This is a genomic window from Microcoleus sp. FACHB-68, assembly GCF_014695715.1.
Taxonomy (GTDB): Bacteria; Cyanobacteriota; Cyanobacteriia; order Cyanobacteriales; family Oscillatoriaceae; genus FACHB-68.
In genome coordinates this window covers 705,352-727,288 of sequence record NZ_JACJOT010000008.1, presented here as the reverse complement: position 1 = coordinate 727,288, position 21,937 = coordinate 705,352, and the positions used below count along the sequence as shown (strand labels likewise).

General features: G+C 48.2%; 19 protein-coding genes. 10 read left to right on the top strand and 9 right to left on the bottom strand.

From position 1 onward, the window contains the following. The first annotated feature begins 127 nt into the window (after window positions 1-127). From rpsG to H6F73_RS12000, 5 genes are all read left to right on the top strand, one after another. Window positions 128-598, top strand: a complete 471-nt coding sequence (gene rpsG, locus H6F73_RS12020; RefSeq protein ID WP_190668094.1) for a 30S ribosomal protein S7 — start codon at window positions 128-130, stop codon at window positions 596-598. Window positions 599-926: 328 nt separating this feature from the next. After that, entirely contained in the window at window positions 927-2,999 is a 2,073-nt protein-coding gene (gene fusA / locus H6F73_RS12015; RefSeq protein ID WP_190758980.1) for an elongation factor G, read from the top strand. Between the two features lie 103 nt (window positions 3,000-3,102). After that, entirely contained in the window at window positions 3,103-4,332 is a 1,230-nt protein-coding gene (gene tuf / locus H6F73_RS12010; protein ID WP_190758979.1) for an elongation factor Tu, read from the top strand. Between the two features lie 164 nt (window positions 4,333-4,496). Then, window positions 4,497-4,814 (top strand): 30S ribosomal protein S10, encoded by a 318-nt coding sequence (rpsJ, locus tag H6F73_RS12005; protein ID WP_190668083.1) that lies wholly within the window; start codon window positions 4,497-4,499, stop codon window positions 4,812-4,814. Between the two features lie 153 nt (window positions 4,815-4,967). Then, window positions 4,968-5,609, top strand: a complete 642-nt coding sequence (locus H6F73_RS12000) for an LON peptidase substrate-binding domain-containing protein (RefSeq protein WP_190758978.1) — start codon at window positions 4,968-4,970, stop codon at window positions 5,607-5,609. 59 nt (window positions 5,610-5,668) lie between these two features. Here H6F73_RS12000 and H6F73_RS11995 read toward each other — a convergent pair whose 3' ends face one another. The 3 genes from H6F73_RS11995 to pheA form a co-directional block, all read right to left on the bottom strand. Beyond that, on the bottom strand, window positions 5,669-7,069 hold the full coding sequence (locus H6F73_RS11995) for a hypothetical protein (RefSeq protein WP_190758977.1): 1,401 nt from the start codon (window positions 7,067-7,069) through the stop codon (window positions 5,669-5,671). A 994-nt stretch (window positions 7,070-8,063) separates the two neighbouring features. After that, window positions 8,064-8,705: a pentapeptide repeat-containing protein gene (locus tag H6F73_RS11990; protein WP_190758976.1), complete on the bottom strand. Its 642-nt coding sequence runs from the start codon at window positions 8,703-8,705 to the stop codon at window positions 8,064-8,066. Window positions 8,706-8,787: 82 nt separating this feature from the next. After that, window positions 8,788-9,696 (bottom strand): prephenate dehydratase, encoded by a 909-nt coding sequence (gene pheA, locus H6F73_RS11985; protein WP_190758975.1) that lies wholly within the window; start codon window positions 9,694-9,696, stop codon window positions 8,788-8,790. A gap of 228 nt (window positions 9,697-9,924) precedes the next feature. Between pheA and H6F73_RS11980 the strand changes: the two genes are divergently transcribed. After that, window positions 9,925-10,512 carry a DUF1997 domain-containing protein gene (locus tag H6F73_RS11980; protein ID WP_190758974.1) on the top strand — a complete coding sequence of 196 codons (588 nt, stop codon included), beginning with the start codon at window positions 9,925-9,927 and terminating at the stop codon, window positions 10,510-10,512. A gap of 28 nt (window positions 10,513-10,540) precedes the next feature. Here the strand turns inward: H6F73_RS11980 and H6F73_RS11975 are convergent, their stop codons facing one another. From H6F73_RS11975 to H6F73_RS11955, 5 genes are all read right to left on the bottom strand, one after another. Further along, entirely contained in the window at window positions 10,541-11,242 is a 702-nt protein-coding gene (locus H6F73_RS11975; RefSeq protein WP_190758973.1) for a hypothetical protein, read from the bottom strand. Next, window positions 11,172-11,828, bottom strand: coding sequence for a ribonuclease HII (locus tag H6F73_RS11970; protein WP_190758972.1), 657 nt, complete (start codon window positions 11,826-11,828; stop codon window positions 11,172-11,174). The genes H6F73_RS11975 and H6F73_RS11970 overlap by 71 nt, the downstream gene beginning before the upstream one ends. Window positions 11,829-11,878: 50 nt before the next feature. Continuing rightward, complete coding sequence (locus H6F73_RS11965; protein ID WP_190758971.1) at window positions 11,879-14,107, bottom strand: Rne/Rng family ribonuclease; 2,229 nt, start codon at window positions 14,105-14,107, stop codon at window positions 11,879-11,881. Between the two features lie 1,128 nt (window positions 14,108-15,235). Then, the gene (locus H6F73_RS11960) at window positions 15,236-18,016 is read right to left on the bottom strand and encodes a TIGR03960 family B12-binding radical SAM protein (RefSeq protein WP_190758970.1); all 2,781 of its coding nucleotides are present in this window, start codon (window positions 18,014-18,016) and stop codon (window positions 15,236-15,238) included. A 360-nt stretch (window positions 18,017-18,376) separates the two neighbouring features. After that, window positions 18,377-18,712: an STAS domain-containing protein gene (locus H6F73_RS11955; RefSeq protein ID WP_190758969.1), complete on the bottom strand. Its 336-nt coding sequence runs from the start codon at window positions 18,710-18,712 to the stop codon at window positions 18,377-18,379. Window positions 18,713-19,163: 451 nt separating this feature from the next. Here H6F73_RS11955 and H6F73_RS11950 point away from each other — a divergent pair, with 451 nt between their 5' ends. Continuing rightward, window positions 19,164-19,358, top strand: a complete 195-nt coding sequence (locus tag H6F73_RS11950) for a hypothetical protein (RefSeq protein ID WP_190758968.1) — start codon at window positions 19,164-19,166, stop codon at window positions 19,356-19,358. A 611-nt stretch (window positions 19,359-19,969) separates the two neighbouring features. Here the strand turns inward: H6F73_RS11950 and H6F73_RS11945 are convergent. Further along, on the bottom strand, window positions 19,970-20,380 hold the full coding sequence (locus H6F73_RS11945) for a hypothetical protein (RefSeq protein WP_190758967.1): 411 nt from the start codon (window positions 20,378-20,380) through the stop codon (window positions 19,970-19,972). Window positions 20,381-20,764: 384 nt separating this feature from the next. Between H6F73_RS11945 and H6F73_RS11940 the strand changes: the two genes are divergently transcribed. From H6F73_RS11940 to clpS, 3 genes are all read left to right on the top strand, one after another. Beyond that, the gene (locus tag H6F73_RS11940) at window positions 20,765-21,028 is read left to right on the top strand and encodes a DUF2281 domain-containing protein (RefSeq protein ID WP_190758966.1); all 264 of its coding nucleotides are present in this window, start codon (window positions 20,765-20,767) and stop codon (window positions 21,026-21,028) included. After that, a complete protein-coding gene (locus H6F73_RS11935; protein ID WP_190758965.1) occupies window positions 21,025-21,411 on the top strand; it encodes a type II toxin-antitoxin system VapC family toxin in 387 nt (128 codons plus the stop codon). Before H6F73_RS11940 ends, H6F73_RS11935 begins: the two co-directional genes overlap by 4 nt. 147 nt (window positions 21,412-21,558) lie before the next feature. Beyond that, complete coding sequence (gene clpS, locus H6F73_RS11930) at window positions 21,559-21,840, top strand: ATP-dependent Clp protease adapter ClpS (protein ID WP_190668035.1); 282 nt, start codon at window positions 21,559-21,561, stop codon at window positions 21,838-21,840. The last annotated feature ends 97 nt before the right edge of the window (window positions 21,841-21,937 follow it).

Sequence of the window (21,937 nt, the reverse complement as noted above, 5' to 3'; positions counted from 1 at the left end):
GAATGAGCTGCATAGCTCAAAATTTTCCTCCAAATTTCATCTCGGCAGCGGGTAAGTTGAAGTAACTCCCCCTGGCTTAGGTGTGCAAATGCCAAAATGACCTAAATTGTCTCGCTAAAAACTGACTATGTCGCGTCGTACTGTTGTTCAAAAACGTCCCGTTCCTCCCGATTCAGTTTATAACAGCCGCTTGGTAAGTATGATGGTGCGGCGGATTATGAAAAGTGGCAAAAAATCTGTTGCCACTAGCATTATCTATGATGCCTTTAAAACCATTCAGGAACGCACCGGCGGCGATCCCCTAGAAACGTTTGAAAGAGCGGTTCGCAATGCCACCCCGCTTGTAGAAGTCAAAGCTCGCCGGGTTGGCGGTGCAACCTACCAAGTCCCAATGGAAGTCCGTTCAGATCGAGGAATAGCCTTAGCACTTCGCTGGCTGATCCAATTTGCTAGAAGTAGAGCCGGTCGTACAATGGCAAACAAGCTAGCAAATGAGCTGATGGATGCTGCAAACGAGACGGGGAACGCAATTCGCAAGCGGGAAGAAACTCACCGGATGGCTGAAGCCAACAAGGCATTCGCACACTATCGGTACTAAGAAAGTACGAGTTCCAAAGTTCCCGCAATTGGTGGCGATAGGGGAACAAAACTTAATGAAAAATATTAAAATATAATAACAAGGAACTCGGTAACCACCCAGTCGCCACCTTTGGCGGCAACATTAAGTGTGGAATCTTCCCCAAAATACGCCCATCGCTTGGAGCAATGGGCTAAAGGTTCTAGTGTGGGCTGTGATAAAGGTTAGAAGGATTTAACCAATATCTAGGCATTTTGAGAGCAACTCACTGCTTCTCTCAAACTTCGTAACACAGAATCTCGATACAGCGCTAGTGAAAATATCTGCGGCAGAGATTAAGGAGGTAGCTGTGGCACGGACGATCCCGCTCGAAAGAGTACGCAACATAGGCATTGCAGCTCATATTGATGCAGGCAAGACAACAACAACAGAGCGAATTCTGTTCTATTCCGGTGTGGTTCATAAAATGGGCGAGGTTCACGAAGGAACCGCCGTCACTGACTGGATGGAGCAAGAGCGGGAGCGCGGCATTACAATTACTGCTGCTGCCATCACCACCAGTTGGAAAGATCATCAGATCAACATTATCGATACTCCAGGCCACGTAGACTTCACCATTGAAGTAGAACGTTCCATGCGGGTATTGGATGGAGTTATCGCGGTGTTCTGCTCAGTCGGAGGCGTCCAACCTCAATCCGAGACAGTGTGGCGTCAGGCAGATCGCTATAAAGTGCCTCGAATTGTCTTTGTTAACAAAATGGATCGCACAGGTGCAAACTTCTTCAAAGTTTATAACCAGATCCTTGACAGGATGCGGACAAACGCTGTACCGATTCAAATCCCGATTGGAAGTGAAAATGATTTCCGGGGAATTATTGACTTGGTGCGGATGAAAGCCCGGATCTATACCAATGACATCGGCACCGATATTGAAGAAACTGATATCCCAGAAGACGTTCGCGCTCAGGCTGATGAGTTCCGGATCAAACTGGTTGAAGCCGTTGCTGAGACGGATGATGCTTTGATGGAGAAGTACCTCGAAGGCGAAGAATTAACCGAAGAGGAAATTCGCAAAGCCCTGCGTCAAGGCACCATCGATGGGACAATTGTCCCAATGTTATGTGGCTCCGCGTTTAAAAATAAAGGCGTCCAGCTGTTGTTAGACGCGGTGGTTGATTACCTGCCGGCACCAATTGATGTGCCCCCAATTCAGGGAACCCTGCCAGATGGGGAAATATCTGTCCGCACTGCTAATGACGAAGCCCCACTGGCTGCATTGGCCTTTAAGATTATGGCAGACCCCTATGGACGCTTGACCTTTGTTCGCGTCTATTCTGGAGTGCTCAAGAAAGGCAGTTACGTCTACAACTCGACCAAGGGTAAGAAAGAACGGGTGTCTCGCCTAATCGTTCTGAAAGCTGATGATCGAATTGAAGTCGATGAACTGCGTGCCGGCGACTTAGGCGCAGCCTTGGGTTTGAAGGAGACGTTTACCGGGGATACAATCTGCGAGGAACCCTCCCAGATCATCCTAGAGTCGCTGTTCATTCCAGAACCTGTGATCTCGGTTGCGGTCGAACCCAAAACCAAGCAGGATATGGAGAAGCTATCCAAAGCCCTCCAATCGCTTTCAGAAGAAGACCCCACCTTCCGGGTTAGCGTCGATGCCGAAACCAATCAAACTGTGATTGCCGGCATGGGTGAACTTCACCTGGAAATTCTGGTGGATCGGATGTTGCGAGAGTTTAAGGTAGAAGCCAACGTGGGTGCCCCACAAGTAGCCTACCGGGAAACCATTCGTAAAGCCGTCCGCGCTGAAGGGAAGTTTATCCGCCAGAGTGGGGGTAAAGGTCAGTATGGCCATGTGGTCATTGAGTTAGAACCGACTGAACCGGGAACAGGCTTTGAATTTGTCTCGAAAATTGTTGGCGGCGCTGTGCCTAAAGAGTACGTCGGCCCAGCAGAACAAGGCATGAAAGAAGCTTGCGAATCAGGCATCTTGGCCGGCTATCCGGTGATCGACTTGAAAGCCACGATGGTAGATGGCTCTTATCACGATGTAGACTCTTCAGAAATGGCATTCAAAATCGCCGGCTCGATGGCGATTAAAGAAGCTGTGATGAAGGCCACACCTGTGCTACTAGAGCCTATGATGAAAGTAGAGGTTGAAGTTCCTGAAGATTTTATCGGGAACGTTATTGGCGACCTCAACTCCCGACGAGGCCAGATAGAAGGCCAGGGAACTGAACAGGGAATTGCCAAAGTTACTGCTAAGATTCCATTGGCAGAAATGTTTGGCTATGCCACCGTAATCCGGTCTAAAACCCAGGGCCGGGGTATATTCTCGATGGAGTTTAGCCACTACGAAGAGGTGCCTCGCAACGTGGCTGAACCGCTCATCGCTAAGAGCAAAGGGAAATAATAATCGCTCGGTAGTCAGCGCTCAGCTGTCAGTTGTTTCTCACAACTGACAGCTGGCAGCTGACAGCTGACAACTGAACAACTGACAAAGGAACACATCATTCATGGCACGCGCAAAGTTTGAAAGGAATAAACCCCACGTCAATATCGGCACGATTGGTCACGTTGACCACGGCAAAACGACCCTAACTGCCGCAATCACAATGACCCTAGCCGCGCTGGGTCAGGCAAAAGCGAAGAAATATGATGAAATCGACGCTGCGCCTGAAGAAAAAGCGCGGGGGATCACCATCAACACCGCTCACGTTGAATATCAAACCGAAGAGCGTCACTACGCTCACGTTGACTGCCCCGGTCACGCTGACTATGTCAAAAACATGATCACGGGAGCGGCTCAGATGGATGGTGGCATCCTGGTCGTCTCAGCAGCAGATGGACCCATGCCGCAGACCCGTGAGCACATCCTGTTGGCTAAGCAGGTGGGCGTTCCTAACCTCGTCGTCTTCTTGAACAAGAAAGACATGGTAGATGACGATGAATTGCTGGAACTGGTGGAATTGGAAGTGCGCGAACTGCTGAGCTCCTATGATTTCCCCGGTGACGATATTCCGATTGTGGCCGGCTCAGCGCTGCTAGCACTGGAAGCGATGGTGGCCACTCCCACTACTAAGCGGGGCACCAATGAATGGGTTGATAAAATCTACGAATTGATGGATAACGTGGACTCCTATATTCCGACACCAGAACGGGATATTGACAAGCCGTTCCTGATGGCTGTGGAAGACGTATTCACGATTACTGGTCGGGGTACGGTGGCCACGGGCCGGATTGAGCGCGGTAAGGTTAAAGCCGGGGAAACCGTTGAGCTGGTTGGGATCAGAGATACCCGCAGCACCACGGTAACCGGCGTGGAAATGTTCCAGAAGGTGTTGGATGAGGGAATTGCCGGCGATAACGTCGGGGTTCTCTTGCGGGGTATTCAGAAGAAAGACGTTGAGCGGGGTATGGTTCTGTCCAAACCCGGTTCAATCACCCCTCACACCCGGTTTGAATCTGAGGTGTATATCCTGAAGAAGGAAGAAGGAGGCCGGCACACGCCTTTCTTCCCAGGTTACCGCCCTCAGTTCTACGTTCGTACCACGGACGTCACCGGCACCATCAGTGAATTTACCGCTGATGATGGCAGTGCCGCCGAAATGGTGATGCCGGGAGACCGCATCAAAATGACGGTTGAGTTGATTAACCCGATCGCCATTGAACAAGGGATGCGCTTCGCTATTCGCGAAGGTGGCCGCACCGTGGGTGCCGGCGTCGTCGCTAAAATCCTCAAGTAAGACAACGAGCTGACGCAGCAAGAGCAGAAAAGCAACAAAATGTCAAGATGCTTTTCTGCTCCTTTGCTGTCTCTGCTTGATTCATTGGCTAATCGCAACGGATGGCATCCGAGACCGCTGTCTAACTGCTGATAACTGACAAACAGAACCTAGAAAACAAAAAAATGGCCACTCTACAGCAACAGAAAATTCGCATTCGCCTCAAAGCCTACGATCGCCGCTTGCTAGACACCTCTTGCGAAAAGATTGTCGATACCGCAAATCGCACCAACGCCACAGCCGTAGGCCCCATCCCATTACCGACCCGCCGCAGAATCTACTGTCTGCTGCGTTCTCCTCACGTTGATAAAGATTCGCGGGAGCATTTTGAAACCCGTACCCACCGGCGCATTATCGACATTCACCAACCATCGTCTAAAACGATTGATGCGCTGATGAAACTTGACTTGCCTGCCGGCGTAGATATTGAAGTCAAGCTCTAAAAACATTCACAATTAATGAGCTTGTTTTCGCTTTGAGTGGCTATTTACCGCCCTTTCGCCCTTTAGAATCGCTTCTAAAGGGTTTCATTGTTGGAAATCGAGCGAATAGATCGGCTAAAGTAGGATAAGAAAAAGCGCAATTACTGAAGGACAATGGCATCCGCATCGTCGATCGCTGTTCGAGAACTTCCCCTATTTCCGCTGCCTGAAGTTGTTCTATTTCCAGGCCGGCCCCTGCCACTGCACATCTTTGAATTTCGCTACCGGATCATGATGAACACGATCCTGGAGAGCGATCGTCGCTTTGGCGTTCTGATGTGGGACCCAGTTCAAGGTCAACCCGCCGCTATCGGTTGCTGCGCCGAAATCCTGCAATTTCAGCGCCTCCCTGATGATCGGATGAAAGTCTGGACACTAGGACAGCAGCGATTTCGGGTGCTGGAGTATGTGCGAGAAAAGCCTTATCGCGTCGGCTTGGTCGAATGGATCGAAGACCGGCCACCAACAAAGGATATCAGAACCTTAGCAACAGAAGTAGAACAACTGCTGCGGGATGTTGTTCGTCTGTCCGCTAAATTGATGGATCAAAGAATTGAACTTCCTGAAGACATCCCAAGCCTACCGACCGAACTATCCTACTGGGTCGCTAGCAACCTTTACGGCGTAGCATCTGAGCAGCAGGCGCTCTTAGAAATGCAAGATACCGCTGCTAGACTGGAACGCGAAGCCGAAATTCTCACCTCGACCCGCAATCACCTAGCAGCCCGAACTGTTCTCAAAGATACCTTGCAGTAAACCGAAGGGTGAAGGATGAAGCGGGAGAATTTTCAACCTCACACTTCACACTTCAGCCTTTAGCGCTTAGTATCTTGCTCGATTCGATACCATCCGTACCAGTGGCGGACTGCAAGCCATACCACACACAGAAGGCCGGCCAAGCTGAGGGTGAGTCCACTATAAGGTATGATTAATCCCAAAATCGGCACGATACCGCCGGCAATCGTGGCGATTACCGCAGCCAAGGAAGCCCGCAGATTTGACCCCAAGCCCCAAACTAGAATGAGCATCACCGGCGAAAGCGCCGCCCAAGCCAGCTGAACATCTATAACCCGGCTTAGGTAAGTTAAACTCAGCAGGCAAGCAAAAAAGATAGCGCCGGCAATTGCCACATCTCGCAGGTTTAGAGGCAGCGACAAGTAAAGCATCAAAATCCACCAGAGAAATAGTGCCGGTGCCAGTAATAGCAGCCGGGGAAGAATGCCGGTGTTGCGAATCGGGCCGGTGGAAGTAAATAAACCAAACGGATTGCGAACCGACACATTATCATCAAACACCCAAGTGAAGCGAGTTCCCCCTCCCTCCTCTTTTCGCTGCGTGGGGACAATACCACTGGCAAAATCAGCATTTGGAAAGTTAGCCAGCGCCGTCAGACGAAAGTTAGACAACAGTTGGCCCGTAGCATCATAAACCCAGCGCGGCCCCCCTTGAGCTTGATAAGTCACGCGAAAGTTGCTTTGTTGCCCCGCTTCTAAGCGAAACGGAAAACCATAATCTCCCGGATTCACCGGCACTAACCGAGTCCCGTCTTGGTCTACTTTAAAGTTTTGCAGCAGCAAGTAACCGTTTGGCGGGCTAATTTCAAAGAAAAAGTCTTCCGCTTCCTTTAACGGGTTAACAACTTTGTAATCAGCTTGAAGATTTACGCGATACACCGCCCGCGAATCTTGAACATCCTTGATTTGGTCAATTTTTACGTCAATTTGCGAGCCGGCAACCGTCAAGAAACGGTTAATATCTCGCGTCTTCTGAACGCTGACAATCTTGCCCTCTAATTGAGTGTCATAGGTGTAAGGTTCTTGAATCACATAGCGCACTTGTGGTGCAGCTTGTTCTAAGCGATCACCGGCAACACTCGCCGCAACTGTAGCCACCCGTGCTTGTTCCCAGTGATGGTAGCGATTTGCCAAGGTTGAAGATAGAAAGAAACCCCCTACTACCAGCGTCAGCACTAAAAGCCCATGCGGTAACTTTTGCAACAATAAGTCATAGCGATCTATCCATTTTCCCACCCAGTGGTTTTGTTCTAACTTCGTTCGGCGCAGAGAAAAGCTGAGTAAAGCCAGGGCAATTCCCAAGACTGCCACAAGCAGGGCAAATTGTTGGGACACACTGATCAGCTTAGAGCCAAATTCTATGAGTTCATTGGGATGGGTAAGATCGGGCAAGCCGGGGACACCTTGGGAAGATGGATACATAAAATTTCCTTTTGAGCCTGTGGGACGCGATTAAGCCTGTCTTGCTTGTTTAATTCCAGACTAATCAAGCTGTTCAAGAGTTTCTTAAAACCGGCTACCTAGCGGTAACACCCAGAACGCAGGCCGGTTTATTCCGGCAAACAATGTCAAAATTTAGGTAATTATTCCTTAAAATTTTTAAACATTTCCTGTGCATTTAATTTTAATACTTTTAGTTGTCGGGGTTGCTAAATTTACGATTTTTTAACGAAAAATATACCTATTTTTCCTAATAAATGCTTGACAAAAGCTTCATTTCTGCTTAAATTATTATCATGGGAAAATGTGCTGCCCTATAAATTTAATAAAAAAAGATAATTAAGCCTTATAATTTTTTGTTTCATAGCAGCACATATAATCAAACACCTTTAAAAAGGCCGGCAGCTACAGTTATTCCAGTGACTTTGTGTCAGGTGCCGGTGAAATAACACATCTTTGTCATCTGCTTGACACAAGATTGATACATCAGTTCCATAAACTATTCTTGGATAGCATTAAAAGCTCCTCACACCATAACAGATACCGCTCAGGCACCCTGAGCGGTTTTTTCTTAATCAAACCTTTCTTAGATAAAATTGGCTTAACATCCGGTTATCCTACATCTACGTTTATCTGCGGTTAAAAATCCTTTGTTAAGATAGCGCCGGCAAAAAAGTAAAAAAACTGAACGATTTCCCTAAATTTGCGCTATAGTTATTTTTATAATAGAAATCTGTTATCAAATTAAATATTTTTAACCACCTCATTATTTAATTATATTATCACTAAATAATCGCAAATTCAACAAAAATTTACCCCTTTAAAAACTAGCTAGAAACTTTACAAAAACTAAAACTCAAAATCACGGGAAAAAATGTTGAGCCACATCTAGCCCAGACTTCAGCCACAGAAAAGTTGCCGGCTAAAACATTAGACAGCTTCCTGAATTGTTCTTTTGCAAACGTGTGATCTTAAGTTAAACTTGTCTGACACAAAACTGAATAGACCCACTTAAAATTGCGCCATCAAGCTTCGCACCCTCCAAATTGGCAGCACATAAAAAAGCCCCAGTGAGATTGCATTCGCGCAAGTCAGCCCCTCTTAAATCAGTCCCCTCAAGATTTGCTTCAGTTAAAGTTGCCCCTCTCAAGTTGGCAGCTTGAAGACTTGCTCCACGCAGTTTTGCCTCGCATAAGTTAGCTCGACTCAGATCCGCCCTGTCTAAGCAAGCTCCTATCATATTTGCCTCTTGAAGGTTAGCCCCTGGCAAGTTTGCCCCTCGCAAATTGGCAGCAATGAGTTTCGCATCACTCAAATTGGCTTCTGTCAGATCAGCCCCGATTAAATCTGTGCCGGTTAACCTCGCCCAAGATAGCTCTGCCCGACTCAGGTTGGCCCAATTGAGGTTAGCGATAGCCAGACAGGCATACTTGAGATCAGCCCCGATTAAATTGGCCCAACTTAGGTCAGCTTCAGCCAGGTTAACCTCTTTCAAATTGGCACACACCAGGCAAATATGACTCAAGAATGCCCCTTGGAGGGAAGCCTCTCTTAAGTTTGTTTCATGAAAATCACGCTCTCCGGCTGCATATCGCTTCAGGAATAGATCAGCATCCATCTCAAAAAAACCTGCGTAGTTTTACGGATAACTGTAGAATAACCCAACAGTTTTCCAGAAGATGGCTGTTGCCCCACAACGTTCATACTTGATTTGCCAAAACAACTGATGGAGGCTGCAATGACAGCACACTGTAGCTGCCTAAAACTTTTAAAGTTTCCGTGTGAAGTGTTAATAGTTGTAGCGCTGATTTTACAGGGGCTTGATTGATATCGCCTTCCAAATCAATAAAGAAAAGATACTCTCCTAAAGAACGTTTCGTAGGGCGAGATTCAATGCGGCTCATATTAATGCTGAGCAGATCGAATACTTGCAAAGGTTTAAGTAACGCCCCTGGAACGTTGGCAGGAAGGCTAAAAGCGAGGGATGTATGCGATGTGCCGGCAGACATTTGTGACGCTAAGTTGCTAGAAATTTGGCTATCTTCGCCCCTAGCCAGCACCCAAAATCGCGTGCAGTTATCGGGATAATCATTCAGCGGATGTGCCAACACCGGCAGCTTATAAAGTTCAGCCGCCCGTAAAGAAGCAATCGCCGCCGCAGAGGGTTCTTGTTCAAGAAACTGCAACGCTTCCGTTGTGGAATTCGTCGGAACCGGCTGCACATTTGGCAGAAACTTTTCCAACCATCCCTGACACTGCGCCAACGCCTGGGGGTGAGAGTAAACCGTTTGAATCTCCTCTAAAGCTTGAGCCGTCGATAGCAAAGCGTGGGAAATCGGCAACACGATCGCCCGCTGAATTCGTAGCGAATCCAACTGCCACAGCGTATCGAGCGTAACTACCACACTGCCTTCTATCGAATTTTCCACCGGCACCACTGCCAACTGCGCCTCCCCTTGCGCCACCGCCCGCAGCGTTTGAGCGATACTCGGATAAGGACATAACAAACATTCGCAGCCAGTTTCTTGCTTGACTTGATTGACATAAGCAAGGGCGGCTGCCTCTGCATAAGTGCCGGGTGGGCCTAAATGGGCGACAGATACGGTCATGGAGTTCAGTGCGCTGTTTACTATCAAATTTTATATCTCAAATATTTTTATTACTTTTATCAGAGATTGTTTGCCAGCGTGAGTGGGTAAAATTCCCCAAAAATACTTATATAGTAAGATTTTTTTGATTTTTTTCTCCCAACTCGGTTTTTAATTATTTTAAAGATCGTAAACAATCATAAAATTAATTAACATAGGTACAGATTTATTACTTTTTACTTGCCGCTCATGAATACCCGGTTTGTTGCCTCACAATCCGTAGAAATCGCTGTTCCAGAGCAGCCTGTGCCCATTCAGCACTATTTGCGCCAGCCCAAACGTCTCGTCTACGCTCTAGTAGACCCCAGCCGTATGGAGCAGCTGAGCCACGATCAGTTTCGCCTAAAAATGCGACCGTTGAGCTTTATGATGCTGAGCATTCAACCGACAGTAGACATGAAAGTATGGGCGGATGCAGATGGCTCAATTCATTTAAAATCCGTGCGCTCTGAAATCCGGGGCGTTGAATATATCAATCAGCGTTTTGGACTCAACCTCATTGGCAAGCTTTATCCCGTCGAAATCAATGGCGTAACTTACCTCAAAGGCAAAGCAGACTTAGAAGTGAAGGTGGAACTGCCACCGCCTTTTTGGTTTACGCCACAAGCTATCCTAGAAGCAACCGGCAACGCCCTGCTGAAAAGTGTGCTGCTAACCGTAAAGCAGAGATTGATGCACCAACTGCTGTTAGACTACCGGCACTGGGCGTCCGAAGAAACAGGGGTGCCGGTGAGCGATCTGGGAACGGGACTCTCACCCAACCAACAGATTATCTGACACCTCATCTCTCACAAGCAAGCTGAGATTAACGCCCAGAAGCCGGTTTTTGCAGCAGCACAAACGAATCTAGAAACTTAGCAACATCCTCAGCTCCACTTGCTTGGTTGTTTTGACCGGCTCCCAAAATATACAAACGCCGTCCCACCAAGAACAACCTGAAAATCATCGGTTCACCCTCGCTTTCGAGTTTCACCTCTCTCCCTGGTTCAGCATTTAGAGAGATCGGGCGTTCGCTCACCAACCGCGCCCCAACACGCTCTAAAATTTGATCGCGCACATTGGCTAAAACAACTTCAGAATTGCCTACCTGAGCCGTCAGGGGATAATCTGAATAGGCCACAACAAACCTTGCAGCCGATTGAGTCGAACTAAAGCCTTTTAACTCAAGGTTTCCAGCAGCCGTTTCTAAAACTTCTGTCTCTTCAGCGGGAACCCCCGGCATCAAGACGGAAAAGTTTCCTTCTTTTGAGGTAAATTCCTGCCATTGTGATTGTTCACCATCCACAGTCAAGACATCGGCTGGCGGTTTTTGGTTCAGCCTTTGAATTTCTCTTTCTAGCTGCCGCTGTCCATCCTCGTAAAAGTCTGGACGATCTGGACGAAATTGAGCGAGAGCCGGTGTGACTGCACTAAGGGTGATGAGCGCTAATAATGTACTAAAAATTCTCAGTTTCATCACGGGCACCACAAGGACTAAAAGAAAGCCGGTGTAGGCGGGTTGCCCCATAACATTGCAGCGCTAGCAAATGCTTTTTCGTACCATATCCCTTATTACTTGTCAAGTCGTAGGCAGGATATTTAGCAGCTAACCGCACGATTAGCTCGTCGCGCCAGACCTTGGCAACAATACTGGCAGCAGCGATAGATACAGAGAGGCTGTCTCCCCGCACCATCGTCTGTTGAGGCACCGGCAAGCCTGGAATGCGCTGATTTCCATCAATTAAGCAAAGTTCCGGCTGCACCTTCAGTTTAACAATTGCCCGCTTCATTGCCAGCAGAGACGCCTGCAAAATATTGAGCCGGTCAATTTCAGCCACAGAAGCGATACCAATTTTGCAATCAATCGCCACTTCCCGAATTAGCTGGGCGAGCCGGCATCGTTGAACACTGCCCAGTTGCTTACTATCTTTAACCCCAGCCGCAACGAGATCCGCTTCAATCTGGGCCGGTATGATCACCGCCGCCCCCACCACCGGCCCGAATAAGCAGCCGCGCCCCACCTCATCCACACCGGCAACCAGCCGTGGCAGATCCGCTGATATCGGCGGCTCCCACAAACTGAGCTGTTCAGGCAATTGAGATGGAAAATTCATGGATTAATTTGCCCCCTCTCTTTTTTAAGAGAGGGGTTGCTTAGGTGAAATTATGACTCAGAGGCAGAAGACCTGCGGCGACGGCGACGACTTCCAGACACATTATTGTCTGATTCACTCAGATCCGTGTTTTCTGGTTGAGTGATCTCAATGTTTTCTGGTTCATTGGTTTCAATGTTTTGTGGTTCATTGATCTCAATGTTTTCTGCTTCTGTCAGTTCTTCTGTAGAGGTAGCCTCTTCAGCCAGATTAAATTCAGCCATATCCGGGTCATGCCGGCTACTGGGATTAAACTCAGCCATATCCGGGTCATGTCGGCTACTGGGATTAAACTCAGCCATATCCGGGTCATGCCGGCTACTGCGATTAAATTCAGCCATATCCGGGTCATGCCGGCTATTGCGAGAAGCGGCTGGGGTCGGCTTCACAGACATTCCCGCGCGGAGCATCGGCCCTGTAGCCGCAGCCACCGGCGGCTCTGGAGCGGTCTCTGGCGATTGACCGGGAGCGTACACAGAAATCACGGCAGATTTAGGATTTTTCACCTCTCGATTAGCCAGTACCAAGGGAGAAATCCCCATCAGGGCGTAAACGTCCTGTTCTTCAGGCGTCATTTCCACCGCAATCACCTCTGGAGGTTCAGGCGGCGAAACCGGCTCGCGACTGATAATCCGAGTCCTCTCCGGAATTTGGGTACGGCTGGGAGTGGGGGGAAACTCTTCAGGTTCCTGCTGTATTTCTGGTTCTAGCATCACGTCCGGTTTGGCAGTTTTCACCGGCACGACAGGACTGATGCGAACTGGAGTCACTTCCTCCTCAGCTGCACCCCCTTCACCAATGCGCCGCCGCCGCCGCCGCCGGTTAACATCCGCCCCTCCTCGTTCTTGGTAGCTGGGATGATTCATCAGCCCCATTTCTTGGAGGTCATTGCCAGAATCTAGCTCGAACGGCTCAGCCTGGAAATCACCAAGATCGGAAAAGCGGGGTTCTCTGACACTAATCGGCGAGGGGCGCTCTACAATTTCGCTAGGAGCTTGTTCAACTTCGCCAGGGAGCCGGTGAAGGTGTCCCAATCCTCCGCAAGCAGGACAAGTGCGACCGAACAATTCATAAATATTTTGACCTTGGCGCTTGCGGGTGAGTTCGACTAAGCCGAGTTCAGAAAGCTGGGCAATTTGAGGCCGAGCTTTGTCTGCTTTCAAGGCTTTGTTGAAGTGTTCTAATACTTGCAGCTGATCTCGCCGCGCGTCCATATCGATAAAGTCAACAATGATCACCCCAGCAATATTGCGTAAGCGCAGCTGGCGGGCGATTTCTGTGGCTGCTTCGCAGTTCGTCCACAATACCGTTTCTCTGGCAGTGGCGGAACGGGTGAAGGAGCCTGAGTTCACGTCAATCACCGTCAGCGCTTCCGTTGGCTCGATGATGATATAACCGCCTGAGGGTAAATCAACTCTCGGTTTCAGCGCTTCTCGAATTGCCGCATTGACTCGGAAGTATTCCAGAACCGGCGCACGTTCGCGGTGATGGTCAATTAATACGCCCTGAGGTGTTTTGCCGCCACTCCAACTGACCAAGTGTTGCTTCACTCGCTTGATCGCGGTGTGGGAGTCTACCACAATCCGGTTCACGTCAGTGCTGTACATATCTCGCAGGACGCGCTGAATAAAATCATCGTCCCGATTTAGCAGTGCCGGTGCCCGCGTTGAGGCGGTCTCTTGCTGAATGTTTTCCCACTGTTGCTGTAGAAAGTCTAAATCTTCCGTAATCGCCTTTTCTTCCATTCCCTCGGCTTCTGTCCGCACTAGCAGACCCATGCCTGCCGGTTTAATTAAAATAGCCAAGGCTCTCAGGCGGTTGCGTTCGTTTTCGTTGCGGATGCGCCGTGATAAATTCACACCCCGCCCAAATGGCATCAGCACCAAATAGCGACCGGGTAGGGTGATGTTGCCGGTGAGCCGTGGGCCTTTGGTTCCCGTTGGCTCTTTCATCACCTGCACCAAAACTTTTTGCTGCGGCACCAGCAGTTCGGTAATGGCTCCCGCTGAGCGCTTCAGCCGCAGTGGGCCAAGATCGGTTACGTGAATAAACCCATTGCGTTCAGCATCACCAATATTAACGAAGGCGGCATCAATTCCCGGCAATACATTTTCAACGATGCCTAAATAAATGTCACCGACTTGATGCTGACCCGTCGCGACAACGAGTTCTTGGATTTGATCTTCGGAAAAAACGGCAGCAATACGATGCTGTTCTGCGATAATAATTTGCTTCGGCATTCAATTTCCTCAAAACTTGGTAGTGCGCTCAGGCACTTACGCCGCGTGTGCCTTTGTACGTGACGCGCAATTGATGCGCTCGGTACATTTGAACTCGATAGTTATGCAAACAAGCCACTCCCAGAACTTCTGCTGGGAGCTTCAAACGCCCTTAAAGGCCCTCTAGTTGCGTGGGTATTACGGACAAGGGACTGACTTTACAATCCAAAGTGAGTCTGCCCTGGAAAATCCACCAATCGTTCGTACCGCCCCTGGTGACAACGAGCTTTTGGTTTAAGAGGTTGCCAAGAATATACAGAAAGTCTGGAAGTGTTTCAGGAGCCGGTAGTATCCAGCATCTGCTGCTGGTTCATGAGAGCTAAAACACGCTTAGACTCTACCACCACTACGGCTTCCCTTGAAACGCGTGTGCATTGTAAATTCCGATCCAAGCAATCAACTGAAGATCGAAATTTTTTGTCCGGGCGAGGAAGTTTTCCTTCCTGAAAGAGTGATTCCCGCAGAAAGGTCTTTAGGAATTCTCCAGAGTGCTTTGGAGCAATTTGCTTCTCCGTTAGCGACTCTATTTCACGAGGGCCGCTGGGTCAGGCCGGCTCCGCGTATCCCTGCACGGAGTCTCAACCGTTTGCACCAGGCTCATTGCATCTATTGCATCTGAGGCCATGTTTAGTTCAATTGTACCTTTTTTGTTAATCAAGTTGGAGATGCAACCGAGGTTGAAAGCTAGCTGAAAAAGCCAAAAATTTTACAATTATCTTCTTTGACTTTTCAGTGCAGCAAACGCCTTGAAATTTTCAATCTCACTCAGATCGAATGCTGGAAGGGTTAAGCTACAAAATTGCTCAACTTCCCAAACCTTTGATTGAGTTGAGGTTTAGAAATTAGATGCGTTTGTCCCGCACGTTTCACATTTTTTCTTGACAGATTTGCGTTTTGATGATATTAAAGTCAAACCTTGACTTTAGGGGATGATGCCGGTGAAAGCATCAAAAAGTCCTGCACACGGAACTGTTTACCCTCTTCACATCAAACAGATCGTGGCTAACCTCAGTCGCACTCTAGGAAATGCCAGATCCTTGCCTGCCGTCAGAACAAAAGAGCTATTGTTGAAACGTTTAGTTCCATGAGTCAACTGATCGCCGGCGACTCAGAGAACGAAGATTGCAGGGTCAGTTGATGCCGATGGGTGTGCAGCAGCTGAAACTCCAAGCCGGTTACTTGTTCCAGCATATAGACCAAATGATCGGGTCGCAAGAGGGTGCCGTCATTGCGACCGCTGCCGGTGTAACGTACAACAGCCCAGTTCCGCGCAAAGATGGCGTTCTGCTTCAAGACAGGAATTGCCGATGGCAACTCAGGATGGTCTTGGCGCTCTTGGCATCTTGCCGGTTCAGAGCTTCTATCTTTTTGAGATTCTACCAGTTTCAGCTCAAACAAGCGCTCACGCAAATTGACAAGTTTCTTTTTGCCAGACTTGCTTGTTTGTTCCCACTCGATGGATTCACTTGTCCAAATAGACTCCAGCCAAGCCGTCCATTGCTGGGAATTTAAGGGTGGGTTATGTTCTGAATCCAGCAAACACAAGGCAATTGAGTATTCTGCGCGATCTAGCAGGTGGGTTGCAGAGGGTGCTTTTAAGTCAACCGCTTCAACATGGTAAATCGGAATATCCACCGGCATCTGAGCGGCCAATTTTTCACGGAAGGTATCGATATCGACACCTTCCGTTAGTTCAAAGTCTACAATCTCGCCACTGCTGGTTGCACCAAGGGTAAGTGCACTCGCGATGGAAATTCGAGGTTGGGGGTGAAATCCGCCGGTAAAGGCAATGGGAAGAGACGCCCTTCGCACAGCACGCTCAAACAAGCGGACTAAATCTAAGTGACTAAGAAGCGCCATATCACCGCGTTTGCCAAACCAAATTCGCCGTCGCGCGAGCCGGTCTTGGTTGGGGGTAAAGTGGCCGCTAAATTCGGGGATTGGCAACGCTTCTATGACGGTATTGTGGCCAAAATCGGGCGTACACACCCCACAATGAGAGCAACCATCAAAGGAGCAATCCGGCACCGTTGCGGCGTCTAGCGCTCGTTGCAAGTCGGCTTTAAGCCACTGTTTATCTATGCCGGTGTTGATGTGATCCCAAGGCAATGGTTTGTCGAGAGCGGGATTTTGGGAAACCGGCAGTTCGGGATTGGGGGATTGGAAAGCGTCTGCCTCATTGCCGGTTGCCGACTCTGCGTTGCTCTTGATCCATTCGCCGTTCTCGACTTGCCGGTATTTCCAGGTTAAACCGGCTTCGGCAATGGCTTGCCCCCAAGCTGCAAAAGCGCGTTCCGCACTTTCAAACCAAGCATCCATGCCGGTGCCTAGTTCCCACGCCCGACGCAAAACTGCTGCCAGCCGGCGATCTCCCCGTCCCACGAAGTCTTCCATCGCTGAGATCCGGATATCGGTGAAGTTGGCTTTGATGCCTTTCATTCGGCCAAATTCTGACCGCAGCAGTTTTTGTTTGCGCTTAAATTCTGCTGTGGAAACTGAATGCCACTGAAAAGGGGTGTGAGGTTTGGGTGTGAAGTTGGAAATGGTGAGGTTAAAATTCAAACGTTTTCTACTAGAGGCGTGGCATTCTTGCTGCAACCACCGGACTGTGTCGGCAATGCCTAAAATATCCGCGTCTGTCTCTCCTGGCAGGCCGATCATAAAGTAGAGTTTGATTTTATCCCAGCCTTGCTCAAAGGCGGTTTTGACACCTCTCAGGAGTTCTTCGTCGGTCAAACCTTTGTTGACGATGTCGCGCATTCGCTGGGTGCCGGCTTCTGGGGCGAAGGTTAAACCGCCTTGCCGAGTGCCGCCGATAATATTGGCGATGTTTTCATCAAAGCGATCAACGCGCTGGCTGGGTAGGGCGAGGGTAATATTTTCGTCTTTAAGCCGATTTTTGATTTCTACTCCAACTGCCGGCAAAGCGAGGTAGTCGGAACAACTGAGGGAAAGTAGGGAAAATTCGTTTTGGCCGGTTGCTCTCATGCCTTTTTCGATGGCATCAACGACTTTTTCCGGTTCTACGTCTCTTGCCGGTCGGGTAAGCATTCCCGGTTGACAAAACCGGCACCCTCTGGTGCAACCGCGCCGAATTTCTACGGTGAGCCGGTCGTGTACAGTTTGGACGTAGGGAACCAGCCCAATCGAGTAACTCGGCATGGGAGTTGCCACCCGCCGCAGAATTTGTTTTGGCACGTCAAGCCGGTTGGGATGAACCGATCCATCCTCTGCCATGTCATAAAATTGCGGCACATAAACGCCGGGAATTTGTGCCAAATCCAGAAGTAATTCTTCTCGGCTGAGTCCGGCAGCTTTGCCTTCTTCCAACACTAAGCCAATTTCTGGCAACAGTTCTTCCCCATCTCCTAGGGCGATGAAGTCGAAAAAGTCTGCGTAGGGTTCTGGGTTGGAGGTTGCTGTTTGTCCGCCGGCAAAAATTAAGGGACTGTTGCCCCCGGTTGCCCTTTCTCTCCAGGTTAGAGGAATGCCGGCTAAATCCAGCATTTCCAGAATATTTGTCGCCCCCAGTTCATAGCTAAGACTGAAGCCTAAAATATCGAAGTCGGTGAGGGGACGGCGAGATTCAACGGCAAAGAGGGGTGTTTGGGTGGTGCGAAGCTTCGTAGCGAGATCAGGTGCCGGTAAATAGGCGCGATCGCATAGTTGCCTGGGCTGGGTGTTCAGGATGTTGTAGAGGATGATATGACCCAGATTTGAGGCACCCACTTCATAAATTTCTGGGTAAGTTAGCACCCAACGGACGGCGGCGGACTCCCAGGGTTTATGTGCTGCACCCAACTCATTACCGAGGTAACGAGCCGGTTGCAAGATTTCTGGTGTTAATAATTCTTCTAGTGCAACTGCCACAGCAAATCTCTACTTCTAGCTTCCAGTGACTAGGACGGTTTCTTTTATCCTTTTACTATACTGGAGGTCTTCAAAGTCAGTCGCCTGCTGAGGCGAGAAGTGTGCGCGATCTTCAAACTAAAGCGTACCCGTTGCAATTAAGCCGTTGCGAGGGGGTCGGGTTTTGCTTTCACTCAAAGCCGGCTAAAAATGAAGGGGGTTAGATTTACTCCCAAGCTTACCGATGCCGGTTCTTCTATTTCAAGTGGGAAGAGAGGGGGCGAGGCCGGCAGCTTGCTTCACATCAAGCGGGATACTATGACAATTAGCAATGGGAAGCCGCTGCTAGCCACGCATGAATTGGATAGACAGGGGATAACACTAGGCTAGGGTTGCTTCAAAAGCAGCACGATTTTCAAAAATTTCAAAGACTCTATCGAGTTGGGTCAGTTCAAAGATAATTCTGATGGAGGGTGAAACGCCGCAAAGGCTAAACCGTCTATTCAGGTTCTGCGCCCGTGTCAGTGCTGAAACCAAAGCCATTAAGCCGGCGCTATCTAAGGATTGTACTTGCTCCATATCAACCAGGATGACTGAAGTGCCTTGTGAAGCTACCGCTGCAACCAGTTGGTTCTGAAGTTCTGGGGCGTTGGATGCATTGATATGGCCTTGCGGTTGAAAAACTGTAATTTGGGGGGAAACGGTAAGTGTCTGCATAAATCACTCCTCTTGATAAGAAACTGAATAACTGTTTGAGATGTCTTGACCTTAAAACCTAAACCCTGGGTTCGCCCATGCCGGTTCAGTAGTTTTACTGAATCTTCACAAGTAGACCCCTCTTCTGTAAAGTTATCGTTAAGTTTTTATAAAATATTGTATGTATTTATACAAATCCCCAGTAACTCAGAAGTTAAGACGGCTGTGGGTTTGGTTGTTTTTCAGTAAATTCTCGGTCTTTTTGTGTTCGGCATAACAGGCAAGTGATCAGTATCATAAAATTTAGAGATCCTTATCACTGCAACGGCTGGAGGTTAATCAAGTCGTTGGGACGCTAATCACCCTAGATCGGCCTGGTGATTGAGATCATTACAAGTGAGAGTTCTGTATCACTTTCCCTTTTGTCCCTTCAACAGACAATAGATGGTGTACGGAATTCTACTGATCTACCATGAAAGGGACTGCCGTGATTCGTCATCTTGTGGAGAAAGCTTTACACTTTAAGCGACTGACGCCTGATATCGAAAATGAAATCAACTATGAGCTGACCCGCCTAGGGTATATCTCTGATGTTGATTACGAAGCGCTTGAGCTATTGATGGACGAGATGGATGCTGGTCGCATTCAATTAGTCCCTAGCCCGTAATGTTGGCAAAGGAACCAGAATCAATGGCCATTCTGGAAGTCGGTTGTAGGTTCAAGGGTAGCGCTCGTAACTGGTTTGCATCTGCTGTTGAAAGTCGAATTTGCCATAACTGCTGCTGTTAGGGTGCATCAGGATGGCTGAATTATCCAGCGATTATTGGGATTATTTAAATAAACTCTCAGGCCCAAAAGGCACTACGACAGCTTGAACAGTCTTTTTGCTGCTGTAACTCGGTGACTTTATTTTTGTCTGAATTCAAAATCAGAGTAACAGTTGCACACGAGAAGATTACAGGAGATTTTCAAGTTAGGTTTGTGGATGAGGGAGTCAAGGAAAGCGGGAAACTGTCTGATGGTTTTTCTATTGGATTCAGCTCGATTTACGAGCTACCATGCCGTTTGCCGAACGCTTTGGCAAAATTCTCCCCTATCTGTGGGCTGAAATCGTGTTCAAACGAGATAAACTCGTTGCAAAGGCAGTTGACATCATTTCACCTACGCCTAATGCTCTGCAAAATGTCTGCAAGCGGCGGTTGCGTAGATGGATCGTTATATGAAGAAAAATCAAGTATTTCTTGGCATTCGCGTGTTAGCAAGAAAGGGAAATACACCTTAAGCTTGAAACGCTGTTGGGTAAGCTTGCCAGATTTGGTGGATGAATTCTCGAAGCTGCCGGTGGGCAATTTTTGGCGCGTCCACCGGCTTGTTTTCGGCGGTTGTTTCTAACTGAGGCAGCAGGGGAATTAGTTCTGTGTCGAGTGCTGGACGGAATAAACTAACGGGTAAGAGAATGTCCGCACCGTCGCGTAAGTCATACAATTCGGGTAATTGCTCGAACAGCCCCTCACTCGGTCGATCAGCGCCGGCAAGCCATACTGCTAGCATAATAGGCCGCCCCCAGCACATCTGACGCACTTCGATGATATCGATGACTTCCGCGTACAGGTAGCTGTTTTGATGTTCTAGGCAGATAATTTGGCTAGGTTGAAATGGGCCGGCACAGTTGATGGATGCTGGCTTCATAGAAGTAATCTAAAAATTTTACGTTTCCCTTAATTTTAAAAGCCGGTTGTTGCGGAAGCGAGAGCGAGATTGCCTCACAATCGGTAGGGATAATCCCCTGTAGTGGCGTTGAGGGAGGTTTGGTGCCGGCATCCTTCCCACCCAAAACTCAAGAAAAACTTTACTGATTATATTAATACACAACAACCATAAAAGCTTTTGCTAATTGTTAAAATCTGGTTTAAATTTGTATTAATTTATAGAAAAAATGAAGGCAGTAATGTAAAACCAGGAGTTAATTAATTGGGTTTTTACTTGAATTGATAAAAAACATGATTGTGGGCATTTTTTACTTAAAGCCAACAATGTTAAACTTAAATCATCCAATCAATAAGAGAAAGCCTGATGAAAGTTAAAGGAATCAAACGAGGTCAAATTATTGAACTTTTAGAAAAAATTAACATTCCTGATGGAGTGGAGATTGTCATTGAGGTTCAGGATTTTGAGACAGCGAATGGGGATGCCGGTGAGGGAACGCAAGAGAAAAAAGCAAATGGGACGCCAGATCAGCAGCGTCGCCCTCCTCTGTTTGGTAGCGCTAAAGACTTAATCTGGATCTCAGATGACTTTGACGAACCTCTAGAAGACTTTAAGGAGTACATGGAATGAGGTTGCTACTAGATACTCATACGTTTATTTGGTTTTTTACCGGCAATTCAAAACTGAGTGAAGCCGCACGTCTACTTATGGAAGATGAGAATAACGATAAGCGGATTAGTATAGCGAGTATTTGGGAGATGGCAGTTAAGCAAAGCATCGGCAAGCTGAATTTTGGCGTGCCTTTTCGGGAATTTATAGAGCAGCAATTCAATCTTAACGATTTCAATTTGCTGAATATCAATTTCGACCACCTTGAGGCTGTTAGCACGCTTCCTCTGCATCACCGCGATCCATTTGACCGGCTGATCATTTCACAAGCAATGGTTGAGCAAATACCTGTCCTGAGTGCTGATTCGGCTTTTGATGCTTATCCGGTTCAGCGGTTGTGGTAAAATAATAGGCTGCTACTTGACTTTTAAAAAAAAATATGCATCAAAAAGTTCTCACACTCAAGGGAGTTGACGAACTTGGATTTATACAAGAATCTAATTACTATAGAGTAAACAATTGTAAATAACTGACTAGAGAGGATAGAGATAGTGTCAGTCGAGACCATTGAAAAGAGTTCAACGGTCCGCAAGCTTGCACCTCGTTATCGTGTTCTGCTCCATAACGATGAGTTCAACTCGATGGAACACGTGGTGCAGGCGTTGATGAAGACCGTGCCCAGCCTGACTCAGCCGCAAGCTGTCAGCATTATGATGGAAGCCCACACCAATGGGCTTGCTTTAGTGATCACCTGTGCGCTGGAACACGCTGAATTTTACAGCGAAACCTTAAAAAATCATGGACTCACGAGCACCATTGAGCCTGATGAATAGGAGCGAATCTGAAGACGCAGCGCATTTAAATACTTGTTCTGGGGGCGGTAGACACTCCGCCCCTGCGGGACAAGGTTCTATCTAAATTTGACACCGG

Coding starts and splice junctions, on each gene's coding strand:
- H6F73_RS11935 (WP_190758965.1), top strand. CDS start 21,025: ATGAGGTTGCTACTAGATACTCATACGTTTATTTGGTTTTTTACCGGC.
- rpsG (WP_190668094.1), top strand. CDS start 128: ATGTCGCGTCGTACTGTTGTTCAAAAACGTCCCGTTCCTCCCGATTCA.
- pheA (WP_190758975.1), bottom strand. CDS start 9,696: ATGACCGTATCTGTCGCCCATTTAGGCCCACCCGGCACTTATGCAGAG.
- H6F73_RS11970 (WP_190758972.1), bottom strand. CDS start 11,828: ATGAATTTTCCATCTCAATTGCCTGAACAGCTCAGTTTGTGGGAGCCG.
- H6F73_RS11945 (WP_190758967.1), bottom strand. CDS start 20,380: ATGAAGCCAGCATCCATCAACTGTGCCGGCCCATTTCAACCTAGCCAA.
- H6F73_RS12000 (WP_190758978.1), top strand. CDS start 4,968: ATGGCATCCGCATCGTCGATCGCTGTTCGAGAACTTCCCCTATTTCCG.
- H6F73_RS11955 (WP_190758969.1), bottom strand. CDS start 18,712: ATGCAGACACTTACCGTTTCCCCCCAAATTACAGTTTTTCAACCGCAA.
- H6F73_RS11950 (WP_190758968.1), top strand. CDS start 19,164: ATGAAAGGGACTGCCGTGATTCGTCATCTTGTGGAGAAAGCTTTACAC.
- rpsJ (WP_190668083.1), top strand. CDS start 4,497: ATGGCCACTCTACAGCAACAGAAAATTCGCATTCGCCTCAAAGCCTAC.
- H6F73_RS11965 (WP_190758971.1), bottom strand. CDS start 14,107: ATGCCGAAGCAAATTATTATCGCAGAACAGCATCGTATTGCTGCCGTT.
- H6F73_RS11995 (WP_190758977.1), bottom strand. CDS start 7,069: ATGTATCCATCTTCCCAAGGTGTCCCCGGCTTGCCCGATCTTACCCAT.
- H6F73_RS11990 (WP_190758976.1), bottom strand. CDS start 8,705: ATGGATGCTGATCTATTCCTGAAGCGATATGCAGCCGGAGAGCGTGAT.
- H6F73_RS11940 (WP_190758966.1), top strand. CDS start 20,765: ATGAAAGTTAAAGGAATCAAACGAGGTCAAATTATTGAACTTTTAGAA.
- H6F73_RS11980 (WP_190758974.1), top strand. CDS start 9,925: ATGAATACCCGGTTTGTTGCCTCACAATCCGTAGAAATCGCTGTTCCA.
- H6F73_RS11975 (WP_190758973.1), bottom strand. CDS start 11,242: ATGGGGCAACCCGCCTACACCGGCTTTCTTTTAGTCCTTGTGGTGCCC.
- tuf (WP_190758979.1), top strand. CDS start 3,103: ATGGCACGCGCAAAGTTTGAAAGGAATAAACCCCACGTCAATATCGGC.